This window comes from Flavobacterium sp. ov086 (assembly GCF_900187965.1).
Taxonomy (GTDB): domain Bacteria; phylum Bacteroidota; class Bacteroidia; order Flavobacteriales; family Flavobacteriaceae; genus Flavobacterium.
The window spans coordinates 156,706-181,969 of the sequence record NZ_FZNL01000011.1 but is presented as its reverse complement, the minus strand read 5'-3'; the positions used below and the strand labels follow the sequence as shown (position 1 = coordinate 181,969).

17 protein-coding genes and 1 pseudogene are annotated in these 25,264 nt (G+C 33.1%); 15 read left to right on the top strand and 3 right to left on the bottom strand.

Translation table 11 applies throughout. The annotated features are described in order from the left end of the window. Positions 1 to 315: pseudogene (locus CHB81_RS13825) on the bottom strand (hypothetical protein); the annotation flags it as partial. Positions 316 to 632: 317 nt separating this feature from the next. Between CHB81_RS13825 and CHB81_RS13820 the strand changes: the two are divergent. Continuing rightward, positions 633 to 1,289 carry a hypothetical protein gene (locus CHB81_RS13820; RefSeq protein WP_089352450.1) on the top strand — a complete coding sequence of 219 codons (657 nt, stop codon included), beginning with the start codon at positions 633 to 635 and terminating at the stop codon, positions 1,287 to 1,289. Positions 1,290 to 1,445: 156 nt separating this feature from the next. On the opposite strand, the gene CHB81_RS13815 is transcribed toward CHB81_RS13820, so the two are convergent. Then, on the bottom strand, positions 1,446 to 2,186 hold the full coding sequence (locus CHB81_RS13815; protein WP_089352449.1) for a biotin--[acetyl-CoA-carboxylase] ligase: 741 nt from the start codon (positions 2,184 to 2,186) through the stop codon (positions 1,446 to 1,448). Between the two features lie 93 nt (positions 2,187 to 2,279). Here CHB81_RS13815 and rsfS point away from each other — a divergent pair, with 93 nt between their 5' ends. The 14 genes from rsfS to CHB81_RS13745 all read left to right on the top strand — a co-directional run bounded on the left by rsfS (position 2,280) and on the right by CHB81_RS13745 (position 22,944). Further along, positions 2,280 to 2,651, top strand: a complete 372-nt coding sequence (rsfS, locus tag CHB81_RS13810) for a ribosome silencing factor (RefSeq protein WP_007809313.1) — start codon at positions 2,280 to 2,282, stop codon at positions 2,649 to 2,651. Between the two features lie 15 nt (positions 2,652 to 2,666). After that, positions 2,667 to 4,592, top strand: coding sequence for an ATP-dependent zinc metalloprotease FtsH (gene ftsH, locus CHB81_RS13805; protein ID WP_089352448.1), 1,926 nt, complete (start codon positions 2,667 to 2,669; stop codon positions 4,590 to 4,592). Between the two features lie 115 nt (positions 4,593 to 4,707). Next, complete coding sequence (locus tag CHB81_RS13800; RefSeq protein WP_089352447.1) at positions 4,708 to 5,313, top strand: lactate utilization protein B/C; 606 nt, start codon at positions 4,708 to 4,710, stop codon at positions 5,311 to 5,313. Position 5,314: 1 nt separating this feature from the next. After that, positions 5,315 to 6,202, top strand: a complete 888-nt coding sequence (locus CHB81_RS13795; RefSeq protein WP_089352446.1) for a phosphatidate cytidylyltransferase — start codon at positions 5,315 to 5,317, stop codon at positions 6,200 to 6,202. After that, positions 6,192 to 6,845 carry a phosphatidylserine decarboxylase family protein gene (locus CHB81_RS13790; protein WP_089352445.1) on the top strand — a complete coding sequence of 218 codons (654 nt, stop codon included), beginning with the start codon at positions 6,192 to 6,194 and terminating at the stop codon, positions 6,843 to 6,845. The genes CHB81_RS13795 and CHB81_RS13790 overlap by 11 nt, the downstream gene beginning before the upstream one ends. Further along, the gene (locus tag CHB81_RS13785; protein ID WP_089352444.1) at positions 6,846 to 7,115 is read left to right on the top strand and encodes an acyl-CoA-binding protein; all 270 of its coding nucleotides are present in this window, start codon (positions 6,846 to 6,848) and stop codon (positions 7,113 to 7,115) included. A gap of 8 nt (positions 7,116 to 7,123) precedes the next feature. Then, a complete protein-coding gene (locus CHB81_RS13780) occupies positions 7,124 to 7,903 on the top strand; it encodes a superoxide dismutase (protein WP_089352443.1) in 780 nt (259 codons plus the stop codon). A gap of 259 nt (positions 7,904 to 8,162) precedes the next feature. Further along, the gene (locus CHB81_RS13775; RefSeq protein ID WP_254921096.1) at positions 8,163 to 12,362 is read left to right on the top strand and encodes a two-component regulator propeller domain-containing protein; all 4,200 of its coding nucleotides are present in this window, start codon (positions 8,163 to 8,165) and stop codon (positions 12,360 to 12,362) included. A 203-nt stretch (positions 12,363 to 12,565) separates the two neighbouring features. Further along, the gene (locus CHB81_RS13770; protein ID WP_089352442.1) at positions 12,566 to 15,649 is read left to right on the top strand and encodes a TonB-dependent receptor; all 3,084 of its coding nucleotides are present in this window, start codon (positions 12,566 to 12,568) and stop codon (positions 15,647 to 15,649) included. Positions 15,650 to 15,660: 11 nt separating this feature from the next. Beyond that, positions 15,661 to 17,145, top strand: a complete 1,485-nt coding sequence (locus tag CHB81_RS13765) for a RagB/SusD family nutrient uptake outer membrane protein (RefSeq protein ID WP_089352441.1) — start codon at positions 15,661 to 15,663, stop codon at positions 17,143 to 17,145. A gap of 88 nt (positions 17,146 to 17,233) precedes the next feature. Beyond that, positions 17,234 to 18,292, top strand: coding sequence for a glycoside hydrolase family 130 protein (locus CHB81_RS13760; RefSeq protein WP_089352440.1), 1,059 nt, complete (start codon positions 17,234 to 17,236; stop codon positions 18,290 to 18,292). Continuing rightward, positions 18,292 to 19,578, top strand: coding sequence for an MFS transporter (locus CHB81_RS13755; protein WP_089352439.1), 1,287 nt, complete (start codon positions 18,292 to 18,294; stop codon positions 19,576 to 19,578). The genes CHB81_RS13760 and CHB81_RS13755 overlap by 1 nt, the downstream gene beginning before the upstream one ends. Positions 19,579 to 19,596: 18 nt before the next feature. Continuing rightward, positions 19,597 to 21,309, top strand: a complete 1,713-nt coding sequence (locus tag CHB81_RS13750; protein ID WP_089352438.1) for a hypothetical protein — start codon at positions 19,597 to 19,599, stop codon at positions 21,307 to 21,309. A 9-nt stretch (positions 21,310 to 21,318) separates the two neighbouring features. Then, entirely contained in the window at positions 21,319 to 22,944 is a 1,626-nt protein-coding gene (locus CHB81_RS13745) for an alpha-amylase family glycosyl hydrolase (RefSeq protein WP_254921095.1), read from the top strand. A gap of 78 nt (positions 22,945 to 23,022) precedes the next feature. Here CHB81_RS13745 and CHB81_RS13740 read toward each other — a convergent pair whose 3' ends face one another. After that, entirely contained in the window at positions 23,023 to 24,894 is a 1,872-nt protein-coding gene (locus tag CHB81_RS13740; RefSeq protein WP_089352436.1) for an alpha-amylase family protein, read from the bottom strand. Between the last annotated feature and the right edge of the window lie 370 nt (positions 24,895 to 25,264).

Here is a 25,264-nt window from a genome sequence, read left to right as displayed (position 1 = left end):
AGCAAAATCTTTTTTCCATTTTAAAACTATGGAAATATCGGGAATATTAAATCTTATACCAGCCTGCATCAAGCTAAGGGATTCCTTTTCTATGATATTGAGCACTTTTAGCTTAAATTCGGCTGAATAGCTTTGATTCATTCGTGGCAATAAACCAATTTTACCATATGTCTTATAAAAACTGACCCACTTACGAATATTCCATCTTGGAGTCTGTTTTAATTTTGAAACATATCCATCTGAATAATGCTTCTTTAAAACCAATTCTACACATTCTAACTTAAATGCATAGTCATACTTTACTTTTCTTTCCATAAAAAATGCCCCAAATAGTGTCTAACTTTTTGGGGCATGTTCAGATCGGGCTTTTTTTATGATTTTGCCACAAAGGCGCAAAGTTTTTGTTTCATTTTGGTTGTGCAGTTATTTTAATCATTAATCTGTTGCATTAAAAAAAACTTTACAACTCTGCGCCTTTACGAGATTATTCAAAAAAAAAAAAAAAATTGCGCCTTTGTGCCTTCGTGGCAAAACCTCCAGTTCATCCTCAAAAAATTACAGTTCGGAACTATTAATTATTGTAAGCTAAATTATTGATCGAAGTTTGATCCATTAAACTAACAAACCTAAAAATGGAAGCAACTATCAAGATTTTAATTTATATTCATGCCTTCTTTGGAGGAATTGGACTTATTACCGGAATTGGAAGTATTATAGTCAAAAAAGGAGGATCATTACATAAGAAAATGGGTAAACTATTTTCCATAGGAATGGTAACGAGTTCTCTTATTTCTATTCCGATTTGCTGGATGCCTAAACATCAGAATATCTTTTTATTCTTAATTGGTTTGTTTACCATTTATCTGGTTATTTCGGGAAATCGTTTTTTAAATTTTAAACGCAAAACAAAGGCCGATTTCACTGATAAATTAATCTCCGGAAGTATGTTATTCTTTTCCGTAATAATGATTTCAATTGGACTATATTGTCAATTCAATAGTATCGAAAATGGTATTTTGTTTACTTTCTTCGGAGGTTTTGGATTTTACATGACAGTGAAAGATTTTATATTCTTCAAAAATCTTTCGGTATCCAATAAAAACTGGCTTTCTAAACACATCGGTAAAATGATTGGGGCTTTAATCGCTTCAATAACAGCATTTATTGTTGCCGGAATTGGTATTGGAAATATAATTACCTGGATGGCACCTTCCATTCTGGGAACTATTTATATCTTTTATTGGAATAGAAAAATAGCTCCTAAAACAGATAAATTAGTTGAGGTTTAAATTGATGAAAATGGCATGTGGATTTAACGGATAAAACGGATTTACACTGATTTGATTTTAAAAAAAACCTTGAAACCTTTTTACAACATGGAGCAAACAAATATGCGTCTCTATGTTAAACCTCTGGACCTTTGCAACTATGCACCTCTGAACCTCCTAATAAAGCATCTGAACTTCTTTGATATCAAATTCGGAAACAGAATCGTCTTCTAATAAAATTTGAATTTTTCCAACAGAAGAAACGCCTTGAATGATTCCCATGAAATTTTGCCCAGAGGTTTCGGGGTCTAGTTTTTTGAATGGCATTGGAATTCCTTTTCGGAATAAGGTTTCAAAATAAGCTGCCCAGGAATCATCAGAATTAGTTCGCCATAATTGGATTTTTTCCTGCATTTTTTCGATAATTAAGGCTGGCAGAGCATCTTTATCAAAAGTATTTCCGGCAATGACTGCCAAAGAAGATGCGTTTGGCAAATGATCAAAATTAGTTTGGTTGACATTTAGTCCTAATCCGACAACTGACACGATTCTGCCATCGCTTTTTATGGTGTTTTCGATTAGTATGCCACCAATTTTCTTATTGTATGACATAATGTCGTTCGGCCATTTTATACTTAAATCAGAAATATTTAACGTTTTTAAAACCTCAATTACGGCTAATGAAACCACAATACTCAGATTAAAAAACTGTTCATTATCATATAGAAATTCCTTCACCAAGACACTCATAATTAAGTTTTTACCGGATTCAGACTGCCACTTTGCTCCCATTTGCCCTTTTCCTTTTGTCTGATTTTCAGCTGTTACGACAGTGAAATTCTCAAGTTCATCTTGGCTTGACAATGATTTTAAGAAATCATTTGTTGAATCTATGGCATCGAGTTTGATTAGCTTCATCTAGGTAATTTAAATAACTTAATTTAATATTTTGTTAAGGTTCAAAAATAATCACAAAATTTGGTAACTTTACAAATTCATATAAAATAATTCATGGCGAAAAAGACGATTAATAATGATGTTCTATTGGCGAACATAATCAAAGGGATTGAAGAAGTAAAAGGAAATGATATCGATATTCTTGACTTAAGAGAAATAGACACGGCTGTTTGTGACTATTTTGTCATTTGCAACGGAAGCTCTAATACCCAAGTTAACGCCATTGTAAACTCAATTCAAAAAACAGTATCTAAAGACTTAAAAGACAAACCTTGGCACGTAGAAGGAACCGATAATGCAGAATGGGTTCTGATGGATTATGTGCATATCGTGGTACATGTTTTCCAAAAACACATTCGTGAATACTATAATATCGAAAGCCTTTGGGGTGACGCCAAAATAACTACAATCGAAAACAAATACTAAAGAAAATTTTTTCTAATGGCTAAAGATAATAATCCAAATCCGAGTAAATTTAAAATAAGTCCTTGGTTAATATACACCGCAATACTTTTAGTTTTTTTATTTATAAGTTTTGCAACCGGTGGATCTAACTTAAGCGAACCAATACAACTATCACCTCCTGATTTCAATAATCTTTTACAAAAAGGTCAAGTTGAAAAGGTAATAATCTATAATAAATCAGAAACAGAAGTATACCTTACTGCTGCTGCTCTTAAAGATCCTGCAAACAAAAAAGTATCCAAAGATATGTTTGAAAGGGTTAATAAAGGACCTCATTATATTGTAAAAATTGGAGATATTCAAAATTTTGAAAAAAGCTTACAAACTGCTATAGCAGATAAAAAGTTAAAAAATTATACTTTCCAAGAAAAAAATAACTGGAGCGATATTTTAATTAGTTTGCTTCCAATCATCATCATTATTGGTGTATGGATTTTCATTATGCGTAAAATGTCAGGTGGCGCAGGTGGCGGTGGCGGACAAATTTTTAACATTGGAAAATCTAAAGCTAAATTGTTTGATGAGAAAACTGATATCAAAACTACATTTAAAGATGTTGCAGGTTTAGAAGGTGCAAAAGAAGAAATACAAGAAATTGTAGAATTCTTGAAAAACCCTGAAAAATACACCAATCTTGGAGGTAAAATCCCTAAAGGAGCTTTACTTGTAGGTCCTCCTGGAACTGGTAAAACTTTGCTTGCAAAAGCTGTTGCCGGTGAGGCTCAGGTTCCATTCTTCTCTTTATCAGGTTCTGATTTCGTAGAGATGTTTGTAGGTGTAGGTGCTTCACGTGTTCGTGATCTATTTAAACAAGCTAAAGAAAAATCTCCTGCTATTATCTTCATTGATGAAATTGATGCTGTTGGTAGAGCTAGAGGAAAAAGCAATATGTCTGGCGGAAATGACGAAAGAGAAAATACTTTGAACCAATTACTAACAGAAATGGATGGTTTTGGTACAAACTCTAACGTAATTGTTTTGGCTGCAACCAATAGAGCTGATGTTCTTGACAAAGCTTTAATGCGTGCTGGACGTTTTGACAGACAAATCTTTGTTGACTTACCGGACATTCGTGAAAGAGCTGAAATTTTTGCTGTACACTTAGCTCCTATCAAAAAAGTCGAAGGTCTTGATCTTGATTTCTTAGCAAAACAAACTCCGGGATTCTCTGGTGCTGATATTGCTAACGTTTGTAACGAAGCTGCATTAATTGCTGCCCGTAACAACAAAACCGCAGTAGACAAACAAGATTTCCTTGATGCTGTTGACAGAATCATTGGCGGTCTTGAAAAGAAAAATAAAATCATTACTCCAGAAGAGAAAAGAGCAATCGCTATTCACGAAGCTGGTCATGCAACTGTAAGCTGGATGTTAGAACATGCTGCACCACTTATTAAAGTAACTATTGTGCCTCGTGGACAAAGTTTAGGAGCGGCTTGGTACTTGCCGGAAGAAAGACAAATCGTTAGAACAGATCAAATGTTAGACGAAATGTGTGCAACTATGGGCGGAAGAGCTGCAGAAAAAGTAACTTTTGACAGAATTTCGACTGGTGCATTAAGCGATTTAGAAAAAGTTACACGTCAGGCTCGTGCTATGGTAACTATCTACGGTTTGAATGATAAAATCGGAAACGTTACTTATTACGACTCAACAGGACAAAGCGAATACAACTTTTCAAAACCATATTCTGACGAGACAGCAAAAATTATTGATGCTGAAATTTCAGAATTAATTGAAGGTCAATACAAAAGAGCCATTCAAATTTTAGAAGAAAACAAAGACAAGTTAAATCAGCTTGCTGATATATTAATTGAAAAAGAAGTTATTTTTAAAGATGACTTAGAAACAATTTTCGGAAAACGCACTTTTGATAAAAATTTAGAAGAAGTGGTTTCGTAAATTCTTCAGAAATACGTAATATTTTTTAAAATCTTAATTCAAAATAGCCTTTTGAATTAAGATTTTTTTATCTTTGAACGTTTTCAATTAACATGTAAAGTATTTCATATAAAAAATGAATTTTTTCAAAAAAATATTTGGTTCTAGCGATGCCGCTTCCGACGACGAAAATGAAAGTGAATATGCGGGCAATTCAATCCAGGATAGCCATTTGTCTATAGACGAAAGGTTCATTTTCAATTTTAAGAAAAATGGCGGTAAGTTTTTGTATTGTGAAAACAAACAAGAAGTAGCTGAACAGTTTGAAAATATTTTAGAAGAAAACGATTGGTTCGAAAATGAAGTCCTTTGTTATGAACCGGGTCTTTTTCATTTATTAGAGGAAAATAAGTTACTCTATATTGCACCTGCCAGACCAAAATTTCTTTTAGCAACTTGCGAAAATCTTATTGCTGATGAAGGTTCTATTTTGTTTTCATCAAAACAAATCAGACAGAACAAACCAAACGAATTACCTGCAAATATTGTAATTATTGCTACAACAAGTCAGATCCTTTCTATAAAAAGCGATGGTTTAAGCGCTATTAAACGTAAATACGAAAGAGATTATCCTACTAACATTACCACAATAAAATATTTCGAAAAAGCGAAAGAAGAAGATTTTACACAATACGGAAGTGTTGCCAAGAATCTTTATTTATTGCTCTTAGAAGATCTTTAAGATGAATGAAACACTCAAGAGAACCATTTCTGGTGCTGTTTATATCGCTTTATTACTAACTTCTATTCTGTTTTCAACAGAGAGCTTTATCATTCTTTTTGGTATTTTTCTAATTATTGCAACTTATGAGTTTTGCAATCTGGCTGGAATCAACAAGATTATTGCTATCTTGTTTGTTACACTGTTTTACTCTACAGTTTCGCTAATAAGTTTCTATAGAGCCGAAACTGAAAACTACATCAACAAATTTCTAAAAGAAAACATTCAAATTACGGTTGATACAGACAAATTATTCTCTGTGTTGCTTATAATCACTTTGATTGTCTCTATAAAATGTATTTTCTTTTTATTTGATGACACGCAGAGCATCAGCAAGGTCTCCAAATACATTTATTTGATTGGATATATCATGTTGCCTTTTCTTTTTATCACTAAAATTTCTTTTGGTATTAAAGACTATAATCCTAAAATTATTATTGGTTTATTCGTCTTAATCTGGACCAATGATACTTTTGCTTATCTGGTTGGAAAATCAATGGGTAAACACAAATTATTTGAACGCATTTCTCCTAAAAAAACCATAGAAGGCTTTTTGGGAGGTGTTGTATTTGCTAGTTTTGCCGGTTTTTTAATTTCAAAATTATACATACAGCCTAATCCTGAGTTTAGCAACAAATCAATCTTAATCTGGATGATTATTGCTTTAATTGTCAGCATTTTTGGAACGATTGGAGATTTAATAGAATCAAAATTCAAAAGAGTTGCCGGCGTAAAAGACAGCGGAGCAATAATGCCTGGCCACGGAGGTGTATTAGATCGACTAGATAGTGTTATATTTGTAGCACCAATTATATTTTTATTTTATCAAATTTTATATTATGTTTCATAAAGAAGGAGGTCCATCCATTTTATTAGGTACTGTTTTCACGGTTGCCGTACTTTTACTTGCTGAGAAATTTATTGATATCAGTTGGTTGAGAATACTGGTACAACTAGCTGGTTTATTAGTTTTGATCATTATTTTACAATTTTTTAGAAATCCTAAAAGAATCGCAATCAGAAACAGCGATCACATTCTTGCTCCTGTTGACGGAAAAGTTGTGGTTATTGAAGAAGTATACGAAGGTGAATTTTTCAAAGATAAACGCTTACAAGTATCTATCTTTATGTCGCCAATTAACGTACACGTTACTCGTTACGCAATGGACGGTATCATAAAATTTAGTAAATATCATCCTGGTAAATTTTTAGTTGCATGGCATCCAAAAGCAAGCGAGGAAAACGAAAGAACAACTATTGTAATTGAAAACGAAACTTTCGGACAGGTTTTGTACAGACAAATTGCAGGTGCTTTGGCCCGTAGAATTGTAAATTATGCACAAGAAGGAATGCAGGTTGTTCAGGGAACTGATGCCGGCTTTATTAAATTTGGTTCAAGGGTAGATTTATTTTTACCTTTAGGTACTCCAATTAATGTGGTATTAAACCAAAAAGCAATTGGAGGAAAAACCATTATTGCTACAAAAGCTTAAATGATCGAAAAAGATTTAGATACTCGTTTTTTAGAGGCTGTAGAAACTGCTTTGAAAATGACCCAAGCCTCATTGCCACAAGATGTGCAATTAAGGCTTTATGCCTATTACAAACAGGCGACATTTGGAACAGCTGTCTACAATCAATCTGAGAATTTTGATTTACGCGATGCTTTCAAAACAAATGCATGGATGCAAATTAGCCATATATCAATCGACGAAGCCAAAGAAAGCTATATAGAAATTATTAATTCACTAACATCAAAATAACTAACATTATGGAGAAAAACATTACCCGTTTTGGCATTTTAGCTTCATTGTTTCTATTATTTTCTTGTAATGACAATAAGCTAACTGAAGTTGTCGAAGTACCTTTACCGACAAAAGAAGAGAAGATTACGATTGGGTCTCCAAATGATGTAAAAGCAGATCCGGGATCTTTTGAATTAACAAAACTTTCTTTTTCGTATGATGGATTAGCACCGGCAATACGAACGCTTACTATGGAGACGCATTATTCTAAGCACTATCTAACGTATACGAATAATCTAAACAAAGAGATTGTAAACACCGAATTTGAAAACCTGCCAATTGAAGATATCTTAAAAAAATTAGATCTCAACAATGCAAAACTTCGTCAAAATGCTGGTGGTTATTACAACCATACTTTGTATTTTAATATTCTGACTCCAAAAGAACTAACTCCAAAAGATACTTTGGCTGGTTCTATCAATAAAGAATTTGGATCTTTCAATAACCTTACAAATCAGTTTAAAGGACAGGCAACCAAACAATTTGGATCTGGATGGGTTTGGTTAGTTGTAGACAGATACGGAAAATTACAAGTAACGACAACTGATAATCAAGATAATCCGTTAATGAAAAATGCATTGATTCCGGGAACTCCAATTATGGGGATCGATTTATGGGAACATGCTTATTACCTGGATTACCAAAATAGAAAAGGAAGTTACATCGATGCTTTCTACCAGCATATAAATTGGGAAAAGGTAAACGAAAACTACATAGAGGCTTTAAAGAAAGTCAAAAAAGTATAAAACACAAAAAGCTGATACAATTGAGTATCAGCTTTTTTTTTTGCCAATAATTCCCTTTATGTTAAAATTAAATTTGTATGATAAAAGTCATATGTCAGAACTTTCCTTAATAATACCTTAGTTACTATATAACAGCGCTTTAATTTCAATTACCTCTCACACATCAAGCATACTAATGTTTGATGAATAAATAGAAATCGATGTTGTAAAACATGAACGATGACTATGTTAGTTTGAGAAAACATTAAAAAATATACAATTGAAAATTAAAATTGCTCTTTTTTGTCTTGCCTTTATTGCGCTCTTTGCATGTGAAAATAAAAGTAATATCACGTCTGTACCAAAGCAGTTGTCGCCAAATTTTCGGGTAAACTCTCCTAATAAAAAAAATAAATTAGTTCAGGATTCTGTTCAAAAAACCAAAATTGAATATTCTTCAGAACAATTGGACAATACTAAAGGACTATCTAATAGTTCTATTAATACTATATTTCAGGATTCTGAAAACTTAATTTGGATTGGAACATGGGATGGATTAAATCGTTATGATGGAAGTAATTTCAAAATTTTCCGTCCTGAATTAGATAATAAAAATAGTATCAGTAATCAGGTTATTCTTAAAATAGACGAGGACAATGTTGGTCAAATTTGGATATTAACAATTCATGGAATAAACCGATACAATAAAAACACAAACACATTTACTAGCTACTTTTTTGGCAGAGAAAATATACCTCCATTATCTGAAACTGAATTCAATATTACTTTTGATACTGATAAAAAAGTGTTTTGTTCTGCAAAAGATTGGGGAATTGGATACTTCAACAACGATAAATTTGAGTTATTACATTCAAATCAAATTCCGAAGAAGGCTGTAAAAAAAATGGAATTCACACAATCGGGAGAATTAATAGCCTTGTTTGAAAATAACCAATTATATGTGCTAACGCTAAAAAATGCAAATAATGGAAAAAAACTGATTTCAAAAGTAAAATTAATATCCGATAAAATCCGATCATTTGAAATAGTATCAAAACAAAAAATATTTGCTTTATCTCTAGAAAGTACTTCGCAGCTGTACTCTACAAATAATAATGTTCCTGTTTTCTATGAGAAAAAAATTGACAAAATCATTGGAAAAATTCCCGAAGGTCTTGTCGTTTCAACTGGGTCTTCTCATTTTGTTATTGATTCAAACGGTAATATTATAAATTATGATTGGTTAGAACATCTGAAAAATCATAAAACAACAACACTAATTCAAGGCAATGAAAACACTTTCTGGGCAGGAACTGATGGTGACGGGATTTTTAAAATAAGTCCGCTTAAAAAAACATTTTACTCTATTTCTAAATCACAAATGCCTGAATTGGACGGTGCAATTGTCAGAACTTTTCTGAAAGGACAGGATAATTCTTTCTGGGTTGGTACAAAAGGTAAAGGGTTATTTAAGTTTCCTTCAAATTTTTATTTAAATCCCAAAACTATATTAGAATATAAAAATTTTAATGAAAACAATAGCATTATTAATAATGCTGTTTTTACATTGTGTGAAGGACAAGACAACTTGATTTTTATTGGTACGGATGGAGACGGTATAGCTTTTTTTGATTTAGAAAAATCAAAATTAATTAGCTGGACAGCAATTATAGGAAATGAAGATTGTGGAGTTTTTAAATCTGTTTATTCTATTTATCAGGACAAAAATGGTTTTATCTGGATTGGAACCAATGGTTATGGCATGATTCGATGTAAGATTCAACGCTTGGGTTCAAACTTAAAAGTCTCTGATTTCAAAAGATATTTTGCTGATAATAGTCAAACAAATAAAATAAGCAGTAACAATATTTTTTCAATTATTCCAAAAAATGAAGATCAGCTTTGGATAGGAACCCGATTTGGTGGATTAAATTTGTTCGATAAAAATTCTGAAGTTTTCACCATCTATAAAAACATTAAAAATGACTCTAAAAGTTTATCAAACAATGATATTTTATGTTTACAAACTGATTCTAAAAATCAACTTTGGGTTGGTACCAGTTTTGGCTTAAATCTACTTGAACATATAAAAGACGATGGAAAAGCGGTATTTAAAAACTTCACTGTTAATAATGGCCTTCCTGATAATACCATTCACGGAATCATTACGGATCAAAAAGATAATCTTTGGTTAAGCACAAATTTTGGGATTTCAAAATTCGATTTTAGCAAATTAAAATTTATTAATTACACCAAAAATGACGGCCTTCAAAATAATGAATTTGCTGATGGGGCTTTTTACAAGGAATTAAAGTCTCAATTTATTTTTATGGGAGGAATAAAAGGATTTAATTATTTCTTACCTCAAAAAATAAAAGAATCAGCTGTTATTCCAGATCTTTTTATTGATAAAATTAGTGGTCAAAACCAACCTATTCCCTACTATCAGGGTTTGGTTATAACTCCAAATTCAAACACTCGGCCATCAATTGTTTTAAATCATAATCAGAATTTTTTTGATATTGAGTTGACAGCTTTAACGTATATTAATACTGAAAAATGTCTATATGCCTATCAATTAACCAATTTTGATAATGATTGGAAAAATATCGGTAATCGAAAAATAATCTCCTTTACCAATGTTCCTAAAGGGAAGTATTCTCTTTGGCTAAAATGGTCCAATGCAGATGGTGTTTGGGGTAAACCCGTTCATGCCATCGATATTTGCATTAAACCTGTATTTTGGCAGTCAAAATTGGCTTTGCTAATTTACGCATTGCTCTCTTTGGCTTTTGTGGTATTTGTCATTAGTTATTATAAAAAGCGCCAGTTATTGCAGCAAAACATTTATTTTAGAAAAAAAGAAGAAGAACTTCACGAAAACAAGCTTAATTTTTTCACTGAAATTGCACATGAATTTCAAACTCCTCTAACTTTAATTGTTGGACCTGTTGAGAAGCTTTCTGAGGCAAAAAATCTTAGCGAAAAAAACCAGAAATTCATACAGATGGTCCAACGAAATTCGTCGAGGTTATTATTTCTTACACAACAATTACTTGAATTTAGAAGAGCCGAATATAACTTTTTGCAGATAAAAGCAAAAAAGTTCGATTTGATAAGTTTAATCGAACAAATTGCTGAATTGTTTGACGAATGGGCTTTAGACAAAAACATTGATTACAAGCTCGACATTCCTCCTACTTTATCAGGTTGGTACGACAAGGATAAAATTGAGAAAATTGTTTTTAATCTAATGTCAAATGCTTTTAAGTATACGCCGATAAATGGAAGAATAACTCTTAAACTTTATATTCAGGAAAAAGGTTCAGAAAAATTAAATATAACAGTTACTAATACTGGAAAAGGTATTTTGAAAGAGGAATTAGATTCTGTTTTTGATCCATTTTTTTTAGCCAATACACATAAAGAAACTGACAATAATATGTTCAGAACTGGAATTGGCTTAGCATATGTAAAAAAATTGAGCACCGTTTTAAGAGGTCAAATAGAGGTTTCCAGCACCCTAAATAAAGAAACAACTTTTACTGTTTTATTACCATGCAATAAAGATTCATTTGACAAAAAAGAATTAGAAATCTCTCAAAGTCCAATTCTTATTTCAAACCATTTAAAAAATATACTGGAAGAAATTCCAATAAAGAATACAGAAATCCCAAACAAAATTTCAATCCTTGAAGAAATTGAAGATCAAAGAAAAGTAATATTAGTTGTTGAAGATGAAAAAGAAATTCATTCCCTATTACAACAAATTTTAAGCAAAAAATATAAATTAATATCGGCTTTTAATGGTTTGGAAGCACTGAAAATTCTTGAAAATGAGATTCCTGACATTATTATCAGTGATGTTATGATGCCATTTATGGATGGTGTTGAGTTCTGCAAAAAAATTAAAGGACAAAGCAAAACCTGCCATATTCCATTTATAATGCTTACCGCAAAAGATTCTGTCATACACAGAATTGAAGGAATAGGAAGCGGAGCCAATTCTTATATTCCAAAACCATTTCATCCTGATCATTTATCAATAAGAATAAAAAAGCTTCTTGAAGAGAAAAAACTTGTCCTGAAACATTTTACTGATGACATTCTGGTGGATAATTTGTCAACTAAACCAACTGATACCAACGAAAAGGATTTTATAAAAAAGGTAATCAAACTAATTCGTAATAATATCGATAACGAAAATCTACAAAGTTTATTTATCGAAAAAGAACTAGGCATCAGCAATTCACAATTGTATAGAAAAACCAAGCTCCTTTTTGGTTTTACACCAAGTGATTTAATTCGAACTATCCGATTAAAATATGCTGCAGAATTACTGCGTAAAAACAAATTGACTGTTTCAGAAGTTTGCTATCAATCCGGCTTTAATAATCGTTCTTATTTCTACCGTGAATTTAACAAACTGTATAATTCTACACCCAAAAACTACCAGCTTAAATTTAAATCAGAAAGCTAGTAAGTCGTAACCACTTCATTATTAAACGACAAACATAAGTGTACACTTTTGACGAAATAGTGTACATAATTTCCTATGCCTCTAAATTAATTTTATCAGCGAGAATCAATTCAATCGTTTTCGCCATAACCATAAAACAAAATACTAATGAAAAATCATAAAAAAAAGCAACCAGTCAATAATTCAATTAATACATTCTTATAATGATGAAAAAATATATTTATAAATTATTCTTACTCGTAATAATTCTGGCAGGAAGTTTAGCTAACGCACAGTCAGTAAAAGGTACCGTTATAGATAGTGATGGCCCGATGCCTCAGGTTAATATTGCCGTAAAAGGCAGTAATAATTATTCAACAACCGATTTTGACGGAAATTATTCTATTTCGAGTGTTGATTCTAATGCTGTTTTGGTATTCAGTTATATTGGATATCAAACTCAGGAAGTTGCCGTATCTGGCAGAAAAGAGGTAAATATTACTTTAGTAAGTGACGTAAATACCTTAAATGAAGTTGTAATTGTAGGTTATACAAGTGAGAAAAAATCTGCAATCACGAGCGCTGTGACAACTGTCGATATGGGTGAATTATCTAAAACCAAAGTGGCAGATGTTGGCCAGGCTTTACAAGGTCAGGTTGCAGGTGTATCTGTAAGTTCAAGCTCAGGACAACCTGGAGACGGAATGGAAATTCGGATTAGAGGTGTCGGAACTCTTGGAAACAATGAAGTTCTTTATGTTGTTGATGGTGTACCTACTCGTGATATCAATTTTTTAAATCAATCCGATGTTAAGTCGATGACGGTATTAAAAGATGCGGCGGCAACAGCAATTTACGGCTCTCGTGCAGCAGGTGGAGTGATTCTTATTACTACTAAAAATGGATCAAAAGGAAAAACCAGTATCAATGCCGAATATTATACGGGATTAAATTATGCGACAAACTTACCTAAGCTACTAAACAGCGATCAATACTTAACGGTTTTAGATCAGGCATGGCATAATAGTATTGGCAATGATGCAAATGCAATAAGTCCATACCAAAAAGCTAAAAACGACGGATCTGTAAACGGAATAGCATTGGCAAATACGGACTGGCTGGATGAATTATTCAGAACCGGGCAAACAACAAGTTTTCAACTTTCTGCCAGCGGTGGAAATGAAACCACACAATATTTAATTTCCGGTGGTTATTTTGCCCAAAAAGGAATTATTGTTGGAGACAATAACAAATATGAACGAATTAACTTTAGAACTAATGTTAATTCCAGTCTTTCTGAGCGCTTAAAAGTGGGTACAAACATCCAACTAACAAACAGCGTTAAAGATAAATTATCTTCTAGTGGTGATGAAATGGGAGTAATTCGTTTTGCCATGTTTAGACCTTCAATTTTTGGAGTTTATAAAGATGTTAATGATCCAACTTATTCTGCTGCAAACCCATATACTGACTTGCCATTCTATTTGAATAATAATACCGAGACAGGATGGAGTCGTAATTATGATTCTGCAATGAACCCAATTGCAATTGCAAATCTTATCGATAACAAACTCAAGGCTTTTAGAGTTTTTGGAAATCTATATGGTGAATACTCCCTTTTAAGCGACAAATCTTTAAAGTTCAGAAGTAGTTTTGGAGCTGATATGACTTTTACACATGATAAGAAATTCAGTCAAAATTTTGGAGATGATGATGGCGGAGATTCACGTTTCCCAGGACAAGGAAGAATAAACAGGCCTACTACTCTTACTGATGATATGGCTCAGGAGATGACTTTTACTTTTAGTAACACTTTAAATTATGTAAAAACTCTTAACGAAAAACATAGTATAAATGCCTTATTAGGTACTGAAAATATAATGAATAAAAAAGATAATGTTGGTGGGTCAAGAAATAATTATGATAACACTACAGATGCTTTCCGTTATTTAGATTATGGTGGATTAAATGTAGACAATTATGCAAGTGGAACCAGTTCTAGCTGGGCTTTAGTTTCCTTTTTCGCCTCAGCCAACTACGGCTACAATAACAAATATTATGCTTCAGGAACTATTAGAGCCGATGGTTCTTCTCGTTTTGGCCCTAGTAATAAGTGGGGTTATTTTCCATCAGTTTCCGGAGGTTGGGTTATATCCAAAGAAAAATTCATGGAAAAAGCGGACTGGGTTTCAAATTTAAAATTAAGAGCGAGCTGGGGACAATCTGGAAATCAGGAAATACCTAACAATACTTACCAAACACTTGTTTCGCAAGCAAATGATAATGTAAAAATTATCCGTTACGGAAATCCTGATATCAAATGGGAAACTACTACTCAAACCGATTTTGGTTTGGATTTAAGCATCCTAAAAAATAAACTATCGATTACAACTGATTATTTTGATAAAAGAACCAAAGACATTCTGCTAACAGTAGGCTTGCCTGCCGTAACTGTGGGAGTCATTGAATCTACGTATGTTAATGCAGGAATCGTTAGCAATAAAGGATTTGAATTTGGAGCAAATTATCATAATGACAACAATGCATTTAAATATAGCATAAGCGGAAATTTCACCACATTAACCAACAGAGTTGAAGCTTTACAGCAATATATCAAGAATATTGAAGATCTGAAAATGAATACCAGAACAACAGTCGGACAACCAATAAACTCTTATTACGGATATATTTTTGATGGAATTTATCAGAATTCAGCCGAAATAAATTCGCAATTGTATAGCAATACAAATGGTGTTGTACCGGGAGATATGAAGTTTAGGGATTTAAATGGTGATGGTCAGATCAATGCCGATGATAAAACTTTTATAGGGAATCCTATTCCAAAATTTAATTATGGTTTAGCCCTTAACGGAAGTTACAAAAACTTTGATATATCGCTGCTTTTGCAAGGTGTAGAAGGTATTGATCGCTATAATAATTCAAGACAAGTGACCACTTACAGTACTAAGTTACCGTTAAATTCTAATGCAGAAATATTAAACGCCTGGAATGGTGAGGGAACTAGCAATACAATTCCCCGAGTAACTTTTAACTCTAACGGAGGAGGACAAATGTCAAGTGCTTTTATAGAAGATGCATCTTATTTAAGATTAAAGAATGTAGAAATTGGGTATACGTTTAATCCTGAAATGCTGGGAAATGCTAATCTTCGTATGTATTTGTCCGGACAAAACTTATTTACTGTAACAAAATATACAGGCTTTGATCCTGAATCTACTTCTTTGATTGATATGGGAACATACCCGCAATCGAAATCTTTTATTCTTGGGTTAAAATTAAATTTATAAAAAAAACGATCATGAAATATACAAAAATAGCAACACTATTTATAGGATTAGCAACCTTAACAAGTTGCAGCGACGAACTATCGATAGACCCTGTAGGATTGCTTACAAATAAACAAATAAATGCAACTCCTACCAAAACTGCAATAGAAAACTCTGTTAGTTCTTCGTATTTACTCTTAGGAAATACATTTAATTTAATGGGAGATTGGGATTGGGCAGGCGGACTTGTTACTAATAATGATATTATTCTGCAAGATGTAGCATCTGATGATATGCAAAAAACGTGGATATCTAATTCTGATCAACCCTGGATGGATGAACTCGATAATTTTACTTATACCTCTAGTAATGGTGGAATAAGTGGTATGTGGAAATACAATTCTGAAGGAATAAAAAGAGTGAATATCGCCCTTGATTTTCTGTTAAATCCTAACATTGAAAGCATTACAGGAATCACTACCGCAAGAAAAAATCAATTATTGGGTGAAGCTTATTTTCTGCGTTCTTTCTATTATTTCAGAATGGTAAATGATTTTGGGGATGTTCCATTAATCCTGACCACTATAGAATCATATCAACAAGCCTTTGATAAAGCCGTAAGAGCTCCTAAAGCTGAAGTTTGGGATCAAATCAATACAGATTTGGCTTTGGCGAAAGACTTAATGCCAAATGCAAAAATTAGTGCAGAAACAGAACCTTGGAGAGTATCCAAAGGTGCTGTAATTGCACTTCAGGCAAAATCAGCTTTATACAATCAAAAATGGGGAGAAGTAATTACAAGTGTAAATGAACTGCAAGGACTTGGATTTTATAATCTGAATGCCAATTACTTCGATAATTTTAGCACGCAAACAGAATTTACAGACAATGAGGTGATTTTTTCTTTTGATCATCAAAGCAATGTTGTTCCAGCAAGAGGAAATGGTTATTGTGCATTACTTGGTTGGGGATTTTTTGCCCCAACTACAGATTTTACAAATTCATTTGAACCAAATGACCCTAGAAAATCATATACGGTAAACAGAGACAAAGAATGGGTCAATAAAATATTAGGAACAATCAATGGAACAAATAAAGGAAGTGATCAATCGCCAAGTAATAAAGTTTATATGCGTTACGCAGACGTGTTGCTTTGGAAAGCCGAAGCTCTTAATGAAACCGGAGACTATGCCGGAGCAGTAACTATAATCAATCAAATTAGAACAAGAGCCAGAACTACGATTACCGTAGATGGTACAATATCTCCAGCGGGAACTTTGCCAGACAGACCATCATCATCTGATAAAACAACTATAAAAAATTGGTTAATTACTGAAAGAAGAGCAGAACTTGGTTTTGAAAACCAAAGATTTGCGGACTTAAAAAGATGGGGAATAGTCAAAGAGGTTATGACAGCTAGTGGGAAAAAATTTCAGGATAAGAATATGTTATACCCAATTCCGCAATCAGAAATTGATAAAACTGCCGGAAAATTAACCCAAAATCCTGGATATTAATACATTAATTTAAATAAGGGGTAACTTCTTTTCTTGCAAAAGAAAAATTCGTTACCTTTTTATTTACAACAACTTAGCAATAAAAAACATGAAAGATATAGCAAACCGTTTCACAGCAAATCCTCTATTATCCCCTATCGATATTCCAGCAAGCAGAGGTGGATTAGAGATTACCTGTTTATTAAATCCGGGAGTATTTCAATATAAAAATAAAACATGGCTAGTGGTACGAGTAGCCGAAAGACCGAAACAAAAAGAAAACATCATTTCTTTTCCAATATTAACCGAAACTGGTGCAATTAAAATCATTGAAATTCCAAAAGATGATCCTGAGTTAATCGCAACAGATGCACGTGTAATTAACTATAAAGGAGTCGATTATTTAACCACGCTTTCGCATTTGCGCTTATTATGCAGCGAAAATGGACGTGATTTTTATGAGCCCGAAAACTATCCATCTTTAGTTGGAGAGGGAATTTTAGAAACATTTGGCATAGAAGATTGTCGGGTTTCTTTAATCGAAGGAACCTATTACCTAACCTTTACTTCTGTATCAGATAATGGTGTTGGTGTTGGTTTACGCACCACAACCGACTGGATAAACTTTAAAAAACACGGTATGATCTTGCCGGCACACAATAAGGATTGTGCCATTTTTGAAGAAAAAATAAACGGATTATTCTACGCTTTACATCGCCCAAGCAGCGTAGATATTGGAGGAAATTATATTTGGATTGCTTCGTCTCCAGACGGAATTCATTGGGGAAATCACCATTGTATTCTTAAAACAAGAAAAGGATTTTGGGACAGTAAAAGAATCGGTGCCGGAGCTGCTCCAATAAAAACCGATAAAGGCTGGCTGGAAATTTATCATGGTGCAAATGAAAATCATCAATATTGTTTAGGAGCGTTTTTAATGGATTTAAAAGATCCAACCAAAGTAATCGCAAGAACCGAAACACCTATTATGATTCCTACAACAGATTATGAATTAAGCGGTTTCTTTGGAAATGTCGTATTTACAAACGGTCATATTATCGAACCCGACGGAGATACTGTTACCATTTATTATGGTGCTTCTGATGAGTTTGTTTGTGGTGCACAATTTTCGATTAACGAAATTCTTTTACTTCTAAAAACCAACTAATGTTTAAAAAACTTATATCAGAAATTGATCATTTTAAAAGCCAAACCCACAATTTTCGCATCTTAATTTTTACAAATCTAGTTTACGCATTAGTTTTACCCGTTATTGACATTTTTGTAGCAGCTTATATTATGAGGAATTCCAACGATACCTCTAAAGTTGTTATTTATCAATTGGCAATTTATACAGGGATTCCGCTTACATTCTTATTAAATGGCTTTCTATTGAAACATTTCAATATAAGAAAACTATATTCCATAGGGATGATGTTAAGTGGTGTTTCGATGATTATAATGATGTCATTAAAAACACTCGATTTAACCGGAATTGGTGTTGCCGGAATCACAATGGGACTTTCTTTTGGTTTGTACTGGTCTAATCGTGATTATCTTGCATTAGCCATTACCAATGATCAGAATCGTAATTATTACTACGGATTAGAAACCTTTATTTATACCATTATCGCTATTGCAATACCCGCAACAATTGGCTGGTTTATACAATCTAAAACAGGTGAAATTGAAAAGCATCAAGCCTATGTAATCATTACCGGAATCGTTTTTCTAATTACTATTATAGCCTCTATAGTATGTTTTAGAGGCAAATTTGAAAATCCGGTGCAAAAACAATATATCTTTTTCAAATTCCATCCTTTATGGTATAAACTATTATCGCTCGCAACCTTCAAAGGTTTAGCACAAGGATTTTTAGTAACAGCTCCTGCAATGCTAATTTTTAAGATATTAGGTGAAGAAGGCGCTTTGGGAAAAGCACAATCTATAGGAGCGGTCTTGGCTGCAATCATAATTTACTTTATTGGACGATTTTCAAAACCATCAGACAGAATCAAAATCTTTTCAGTCGGACTAATTTTATTTGCTTTAGGCGCATGCTTAAACGGCTTGCTTTTTGACAAAACTGGCGTGATTCTCTTTTTGTTGTTATTACTCATCGCAAAACCCTTAATGGATCTGGCCTACTTCCCTATTCAGTTAAAAGTAATTGACATTGTATCCCGCATAGAAAAAAGAGGTGAGTTTGCTTATATCCTAAATCATGAAGCAGGACTTTACATTGGCAGACTTCTGGGTGCCGGAACTTTCCTGACATTATATTATACCGTTTCTGAAGATTTTGCGCTCAGATATGCAATCGGAATAATTGCATTATTACAATTATGCTCCATTTTTATTAGCAAAAAAATTATCAAACAAGGATTAGAACTTTCTCCGGAAATAGAAATTACACCAAAAATCTTAGATGAAGCAACAGTAAAATTGCTTTAAAATTAAACACTCAAAGAAATGAATACATTTATAAAACTTACTGTTTCATGTCTGTTTGCTTTAAATACAACGGCACAAATAAAACAGCAAAAGATACCTCGCATAGACCAAATGCCAAATCTTCCACAGCAGTTGAAGATTATTGATTATAAGAAACTAGCTTTAGATTTTGATAAAACCGTGTATGATTTTAATGCCAAAGGAAAGTTTTGGCCAATGGTTTGGATGGACGACAGCAAAAAAAACTTCCCTGAAACCGTTGTAGGTTTATATACAGCTGTGGGCGATGTAAGGCAAGGTCCCGATCACAATAATGGAATGTTTCATGAAGCTCTGGCTACAATGGGCGCAACTTTAGGCGCAACATTAGTGGGTATTGATAAAAACCAGCCAAATCTGAATTATGTTGGAATGCTTAAAAACTACTTCAACAAAGAAACAAACTGGGATATTATGATGAATAATACGTGTCCCGAAGTTGCTTTGCTTGGCGGAGGTTACGGTCGTGACTGGTGGTATGATGTATATCCTAATCTTTTGTTCTTTGCTGTTTATGACAAATATCCAAATGAACCCGGTTTTACTGAAATTGCCAGAACTATCGCAAATAAATTCTACGAGGCTGATTTAATTTTAAATGGAAATTATGATTATTCTTATTTTGATTATGCGAAAATGACGCCAATGACAAATCATATCTGTACTCAGCCAGATGCCGCTGCAGGACATGCATGGGTTTTGTATATGGCATACAAAAAATTTGGAGATGCCAAATATTTAAAAGGAGCAAAAAGTGCTTTAACAGCTTTAGAATCTCAATCTAAAAACCCTACTTACGAAGTTTTAATGCCTTTTGGAGCTTATTTAGCAGCAAGAATTAATGCCGAAGAAGGAACAAAATATAACACAAACAAAATGTTAGACTGGACTTTTGACGGAACGCCAATTTGCCGTGAAGGCTGGGGTGCATTGGTAGGAAACTGGAACGGTTTTGACATTTCAGGTACTTTTGGAAGTACTGTAGATCATGGCGGATATGGCTTTCTGATGAATACCTATGATGCTGCCTGGCCGTTAGTACCAATGGTAAGATACGATCAATCATATGCAGCTGCAATAGGAAAATGGATGTTGAACGCAGCTAATGCTTCCCGTTTTTTCTACCCACAGTACATGCCAAAAGAACATCAGACTATTCCTGAATTTGCCCAAGTTACAAAAGGAGTAATTGGATATGAAGGAATTATTCGTCAATCGAGTTATAAAGAACACGAAAACTTAAAAGGCCCCGTAGCACAAGGTGACGGTCCGCTTTGGGTATTAGGTCAAAATCCTAAAGAATCTCAATTTAGTGTTTACGGAAGTGGTCATGTTGGCATTTTTGGAAGCATTATCCGTGCAACGAATGTTACCGGAATACTACAGCTTGATTTATTGGCAACCGATTTTTATAGTGATAAAGCTTATCCTTCTTACCTGTATTACAATCCCTATTCTGAAAGTAAAACAGTTACTATAAAAACTCAAAAAGGTAAAAAAGTAGATCTATACAATACTGTTTCCGGAAGTTTCATTGCCAGGAATATTTCTTCTTCCTCTAAAATAAAAATCGAAGCATTAAGTTCTGCCGTAATAGTAATTGTGCCGTCAAGCGGAAAAATAACATACGAAGGAGAAAAAATGTTAATTAACGGAATTGTAGTGGATTATAAATTTCAACAGAAAAAGTAAAATCTTACTATGAAATCCAACACACTAAATCGCTTATTCTTTTTCTTTTTAATGATACAAACAAGTATTGGTTTTGCTCAAAAAACCGTTGATAAAAAATGGTGGAAAGAATCTGTTTTCTATCAAATTTACATGCCTAGTTATGCCGATAGTAATGGTGATGGATACGGCGATTTTAAAGGAATGACTGAGAAACTGGATTATTTACAAAATCTGGGGATAAAAGGTATTTGGCTTACTCCTTTTTTAACCTCTCCAAAAGTAGATAACGGCTATGATGTTGCCAATTATTATGAAGTAGATCCAACATATGGTAACAAAGCCGACTTTGATACATTTCTAAATGAATCGCACAAGCGTGGTATTAAAGTAATTATAGATATGGTTTTTAATCATACTTCTACTGACAGTAAATGGTTTCAGGAATCAAGGAAATCAAAAGATAATCCGTATCGTGATTACTATATCTGGAAAGATGAACCCAATAATTGGGAATCCTTTTTTGGAGGAACGGCATGGGAAAAAGATCCTATAACCAACCAATACTATTATCATAAATTTGATAATAGAATGGCCGATCTTAACTGGTCAAATCCTAAAGTTGTTGCTGAGATTCAGAATGTATTGCGTTTTTGGCTTAATTCCGGTGTAGATGGTTTTCGATTGGATGTCATTAATTTCTTAACCACCAACGGAATTACAAAAGATAATCCGATGAAAGACGGAAAACAAGATCACATAAACGACATTGATCAGGAAGGTGTAAAAAATGCTATGCGAATTATAAAATCTACGGTAAATGAATATGATAACCGATTTATTGTGGGAGAAATAGGCAGCGATAAAATCGAAGTCCTAAAGCAATATCAATCACAAGATTTACTAGATGTTGTTTTTAATTTCAATTTCGGAAGCATCAAAAAGTTCTCTACACAACGTATTTTTGATGAATTGCAAAGTATGGAGAAAAACATGAGCAATTATCCCACTTTATTCTTTGGCAGCCACGACATGCCTAGAATGATAGATAGACTGGCAGATGGCAAAACAGACAGAGCAATTGCTTTAACAGCTTTGATGCTTACTGCAAAAGGGGTTCCGTTTATTTATTATGGAGAAGAAATAGGAATGCACAATATTATTGCCAAAAAAATTGACGAAATGGTCGATATACAAGGAAGAACACATTATAAACTGGCAATTGAAAAAGGCAAAAATAATGCAGAAGCACTTCTTGAAGGAAACGAACACAATCGTGATAAATCGCGAAGTCCAATGCAATGGAATTCAACCGTTTTTGCAGGATTTTCTAAAGAAAAAAGCTGGATTAAAATTAATTCCGATTATAAAAAAACAAATGTTCACGTTTTAGAAAGTCAAAAAAGCGCTATTCTTAACAGCTATAAAAAACTAATCGCTTTACGAAATAAAGAAAAAGTTTTACAATACGGAACTTATGAAAATCTTGAATATTCAAAAGATCAAATTTCTTTTACAAGATTATTCGAAGGAGAAAAAATTACTGTTATTATTAACTTTGGCATAAAAAAAGTAATCACACTGCCTCAGAATTCTAAAGTATTAATAGGAAACACACTTTTAAAACCAAATAGTTTTATTATTTATAAAAACTAAGTTTTCATCTTACAAAGTTTTATAAAGCAAACCCGACAGGTTTTATCCCCAGGCTTCGGGACTGTCGGGTTTAATTAACTATTTCACTTCATAAATAAACGATTCCGAAGGTGCTATTTTAATTATAACAGTTCCTTCACCATTCTTTACAAGCAAAATATTTTTATTATTCGAGTACAATTGATCCGTAAGAATATATTCTCCATCTTTTAAATTCCATTTTAAAATAACATCTGATGGAATCTTCAAATCAAATTCACTTGTTTTTTCAGAAGAAAAATTTGTTACAATTATCAGTTTTTGAGTTTCAGACCAACGGACATAAGAATAAATCAATTCATCATAACCTACATTATTCTGACGATTTACAGATTGTATCTCTTGGAAATCTCCCATTAAAGCCGAACTATTAATCGAAAAATTCAACAATCTTTTATAAAAATCACGAAGACTTCTTTCTGAATCTGATAATTTTCCTCCATCAAATTTTCCGTCGTTCATCCAGCGTTGGTGATTTGGAACTCCTACATAATCGAAAATCGAAGTTCTTGAATGCGTTCCAAAACCTGCATTTTCATTTCCTGCCTCTCCTACTTCCTGTCCAAAATAAACCATTGTTGGCGAAGTGCTTATTGTTGTCGAAACCACCATCAAAGGTTTTCCTCTTTCGGGAGTTCCAGCAAATTCAGGGCTTGCTAATCTTTGTTCATCGTGATTATCCAGAAAATGTAACATATGATGTTCTATATCATGCATTCCTTTTTGAATATCTGATAATCCGTCAGGCGAAGATTTTCCTCTGATAATGTCTTTCAGTTTATCATACGTTTCTACTTTATCATACAAATAATCCATTTTTCCTAAACGGATATAATTGCGATATTCATTCGGATTATAAACTTCTGCCAATAAAAAAGCATTAGGATTTTTCATTTTGATAGCCGAATTCATATAACTCCAAAATTCATACGGAACCATCTCTGCCATATCATAACGGAAACCATCAACACCTTTTGCTGTCCAATACAAAGCAATCGATTTGAATTTTTTCCAGGAATCCGGAACATCTTTATCCTGCCAAAAAGCAAAATGTTCTGCATACGATTTTTGATCAAATCCAGCCGGAAGCTCCGGAAAATCTTTAGAGCCATCAGGACGAATACCATAATTTACTTTTACCGTTTCGTACCAATCGTTTTGATCCGGTTTTACTTTTCGGGAACCATTTCCAGTCCATTTTGCTGGGTTTTCATCAAAGAAACCATCAATCATAGGATTCTTTTCTCCGTTTAACGGAATATCTCCATTTGGAATTTCAAAATGCTCTTTCGGGATATAATAGAAGTTATTATCTCTTTTGTATTCTACATTTACATCATCATTCGCACCAAAATCCTTAACTCCATCAGGATTATTCTTTCCCTCATATTTTCTCGCAATATGATTTGGAACAATATCAATAATCAGCTTTAATCCCGCTTTATGAGTTCTGGCAATTAAAGCCTCAAATTCCTGTAATCTATTTGCAGGATTTATTGCCAAATCAGGATTTACATTGTAATAATCTTTTACTGCATAAGGCGATCCTGCACGGCCTTTTACTACTTCAGGATCATCATTTGAAATTCCGTAAGCCGTATAATCTCGAACCAGTGCATGATGCGGAACTCCGGTATACCAAATATATGTAACGCCTAAATCTTTAATTTCATGAAGTGCTTTATCTGTAAAATCATTGAACTTCCCTACTCCGTTTTCTTCAATAGTTCCCCAAGGTTTGTTGCTGGTATTTTTGTTTCCAAATAAACGTGTAAAAACCTGATACACTACAATTTTCTTATCTGTAGAAACTTCTTCTTTAACAGTATTCATTTTTAAATCTTTTGTTTTACATGCCGAAAACAGCATTGTCACAGCCATTCCTGCAACTATAATTCTTTTATTTATCATATCTGTTTTATAAACTGTTTCTTAACTGAATCATAAAGATTGAATCAATACAAGAAACCATTTTTTAAATTTAAGCTAAATTTTAAAACTCAGAAGAAACTCTCACTAATTTCAAATCTAAAAATATAACTACAACGAAATAGTTTTACCTTTTGTTGGTAACTAAAAAAAGGTTCAAAGTTACAGAGGCTCAAAGGGACAAAGTTTTTTTAAGGACTTAAAACATTTTGAATGCATATCACTTTCTTTATGTTAGACGCACTGCTATGTGTCTCTACGATATACATTGTGCATAAAATTCGTTTACAAAAAAAGCTAACAAACCTTTGTCCCTTTGCTACTCTGAACCTTTGAACCTACTCCATATTAG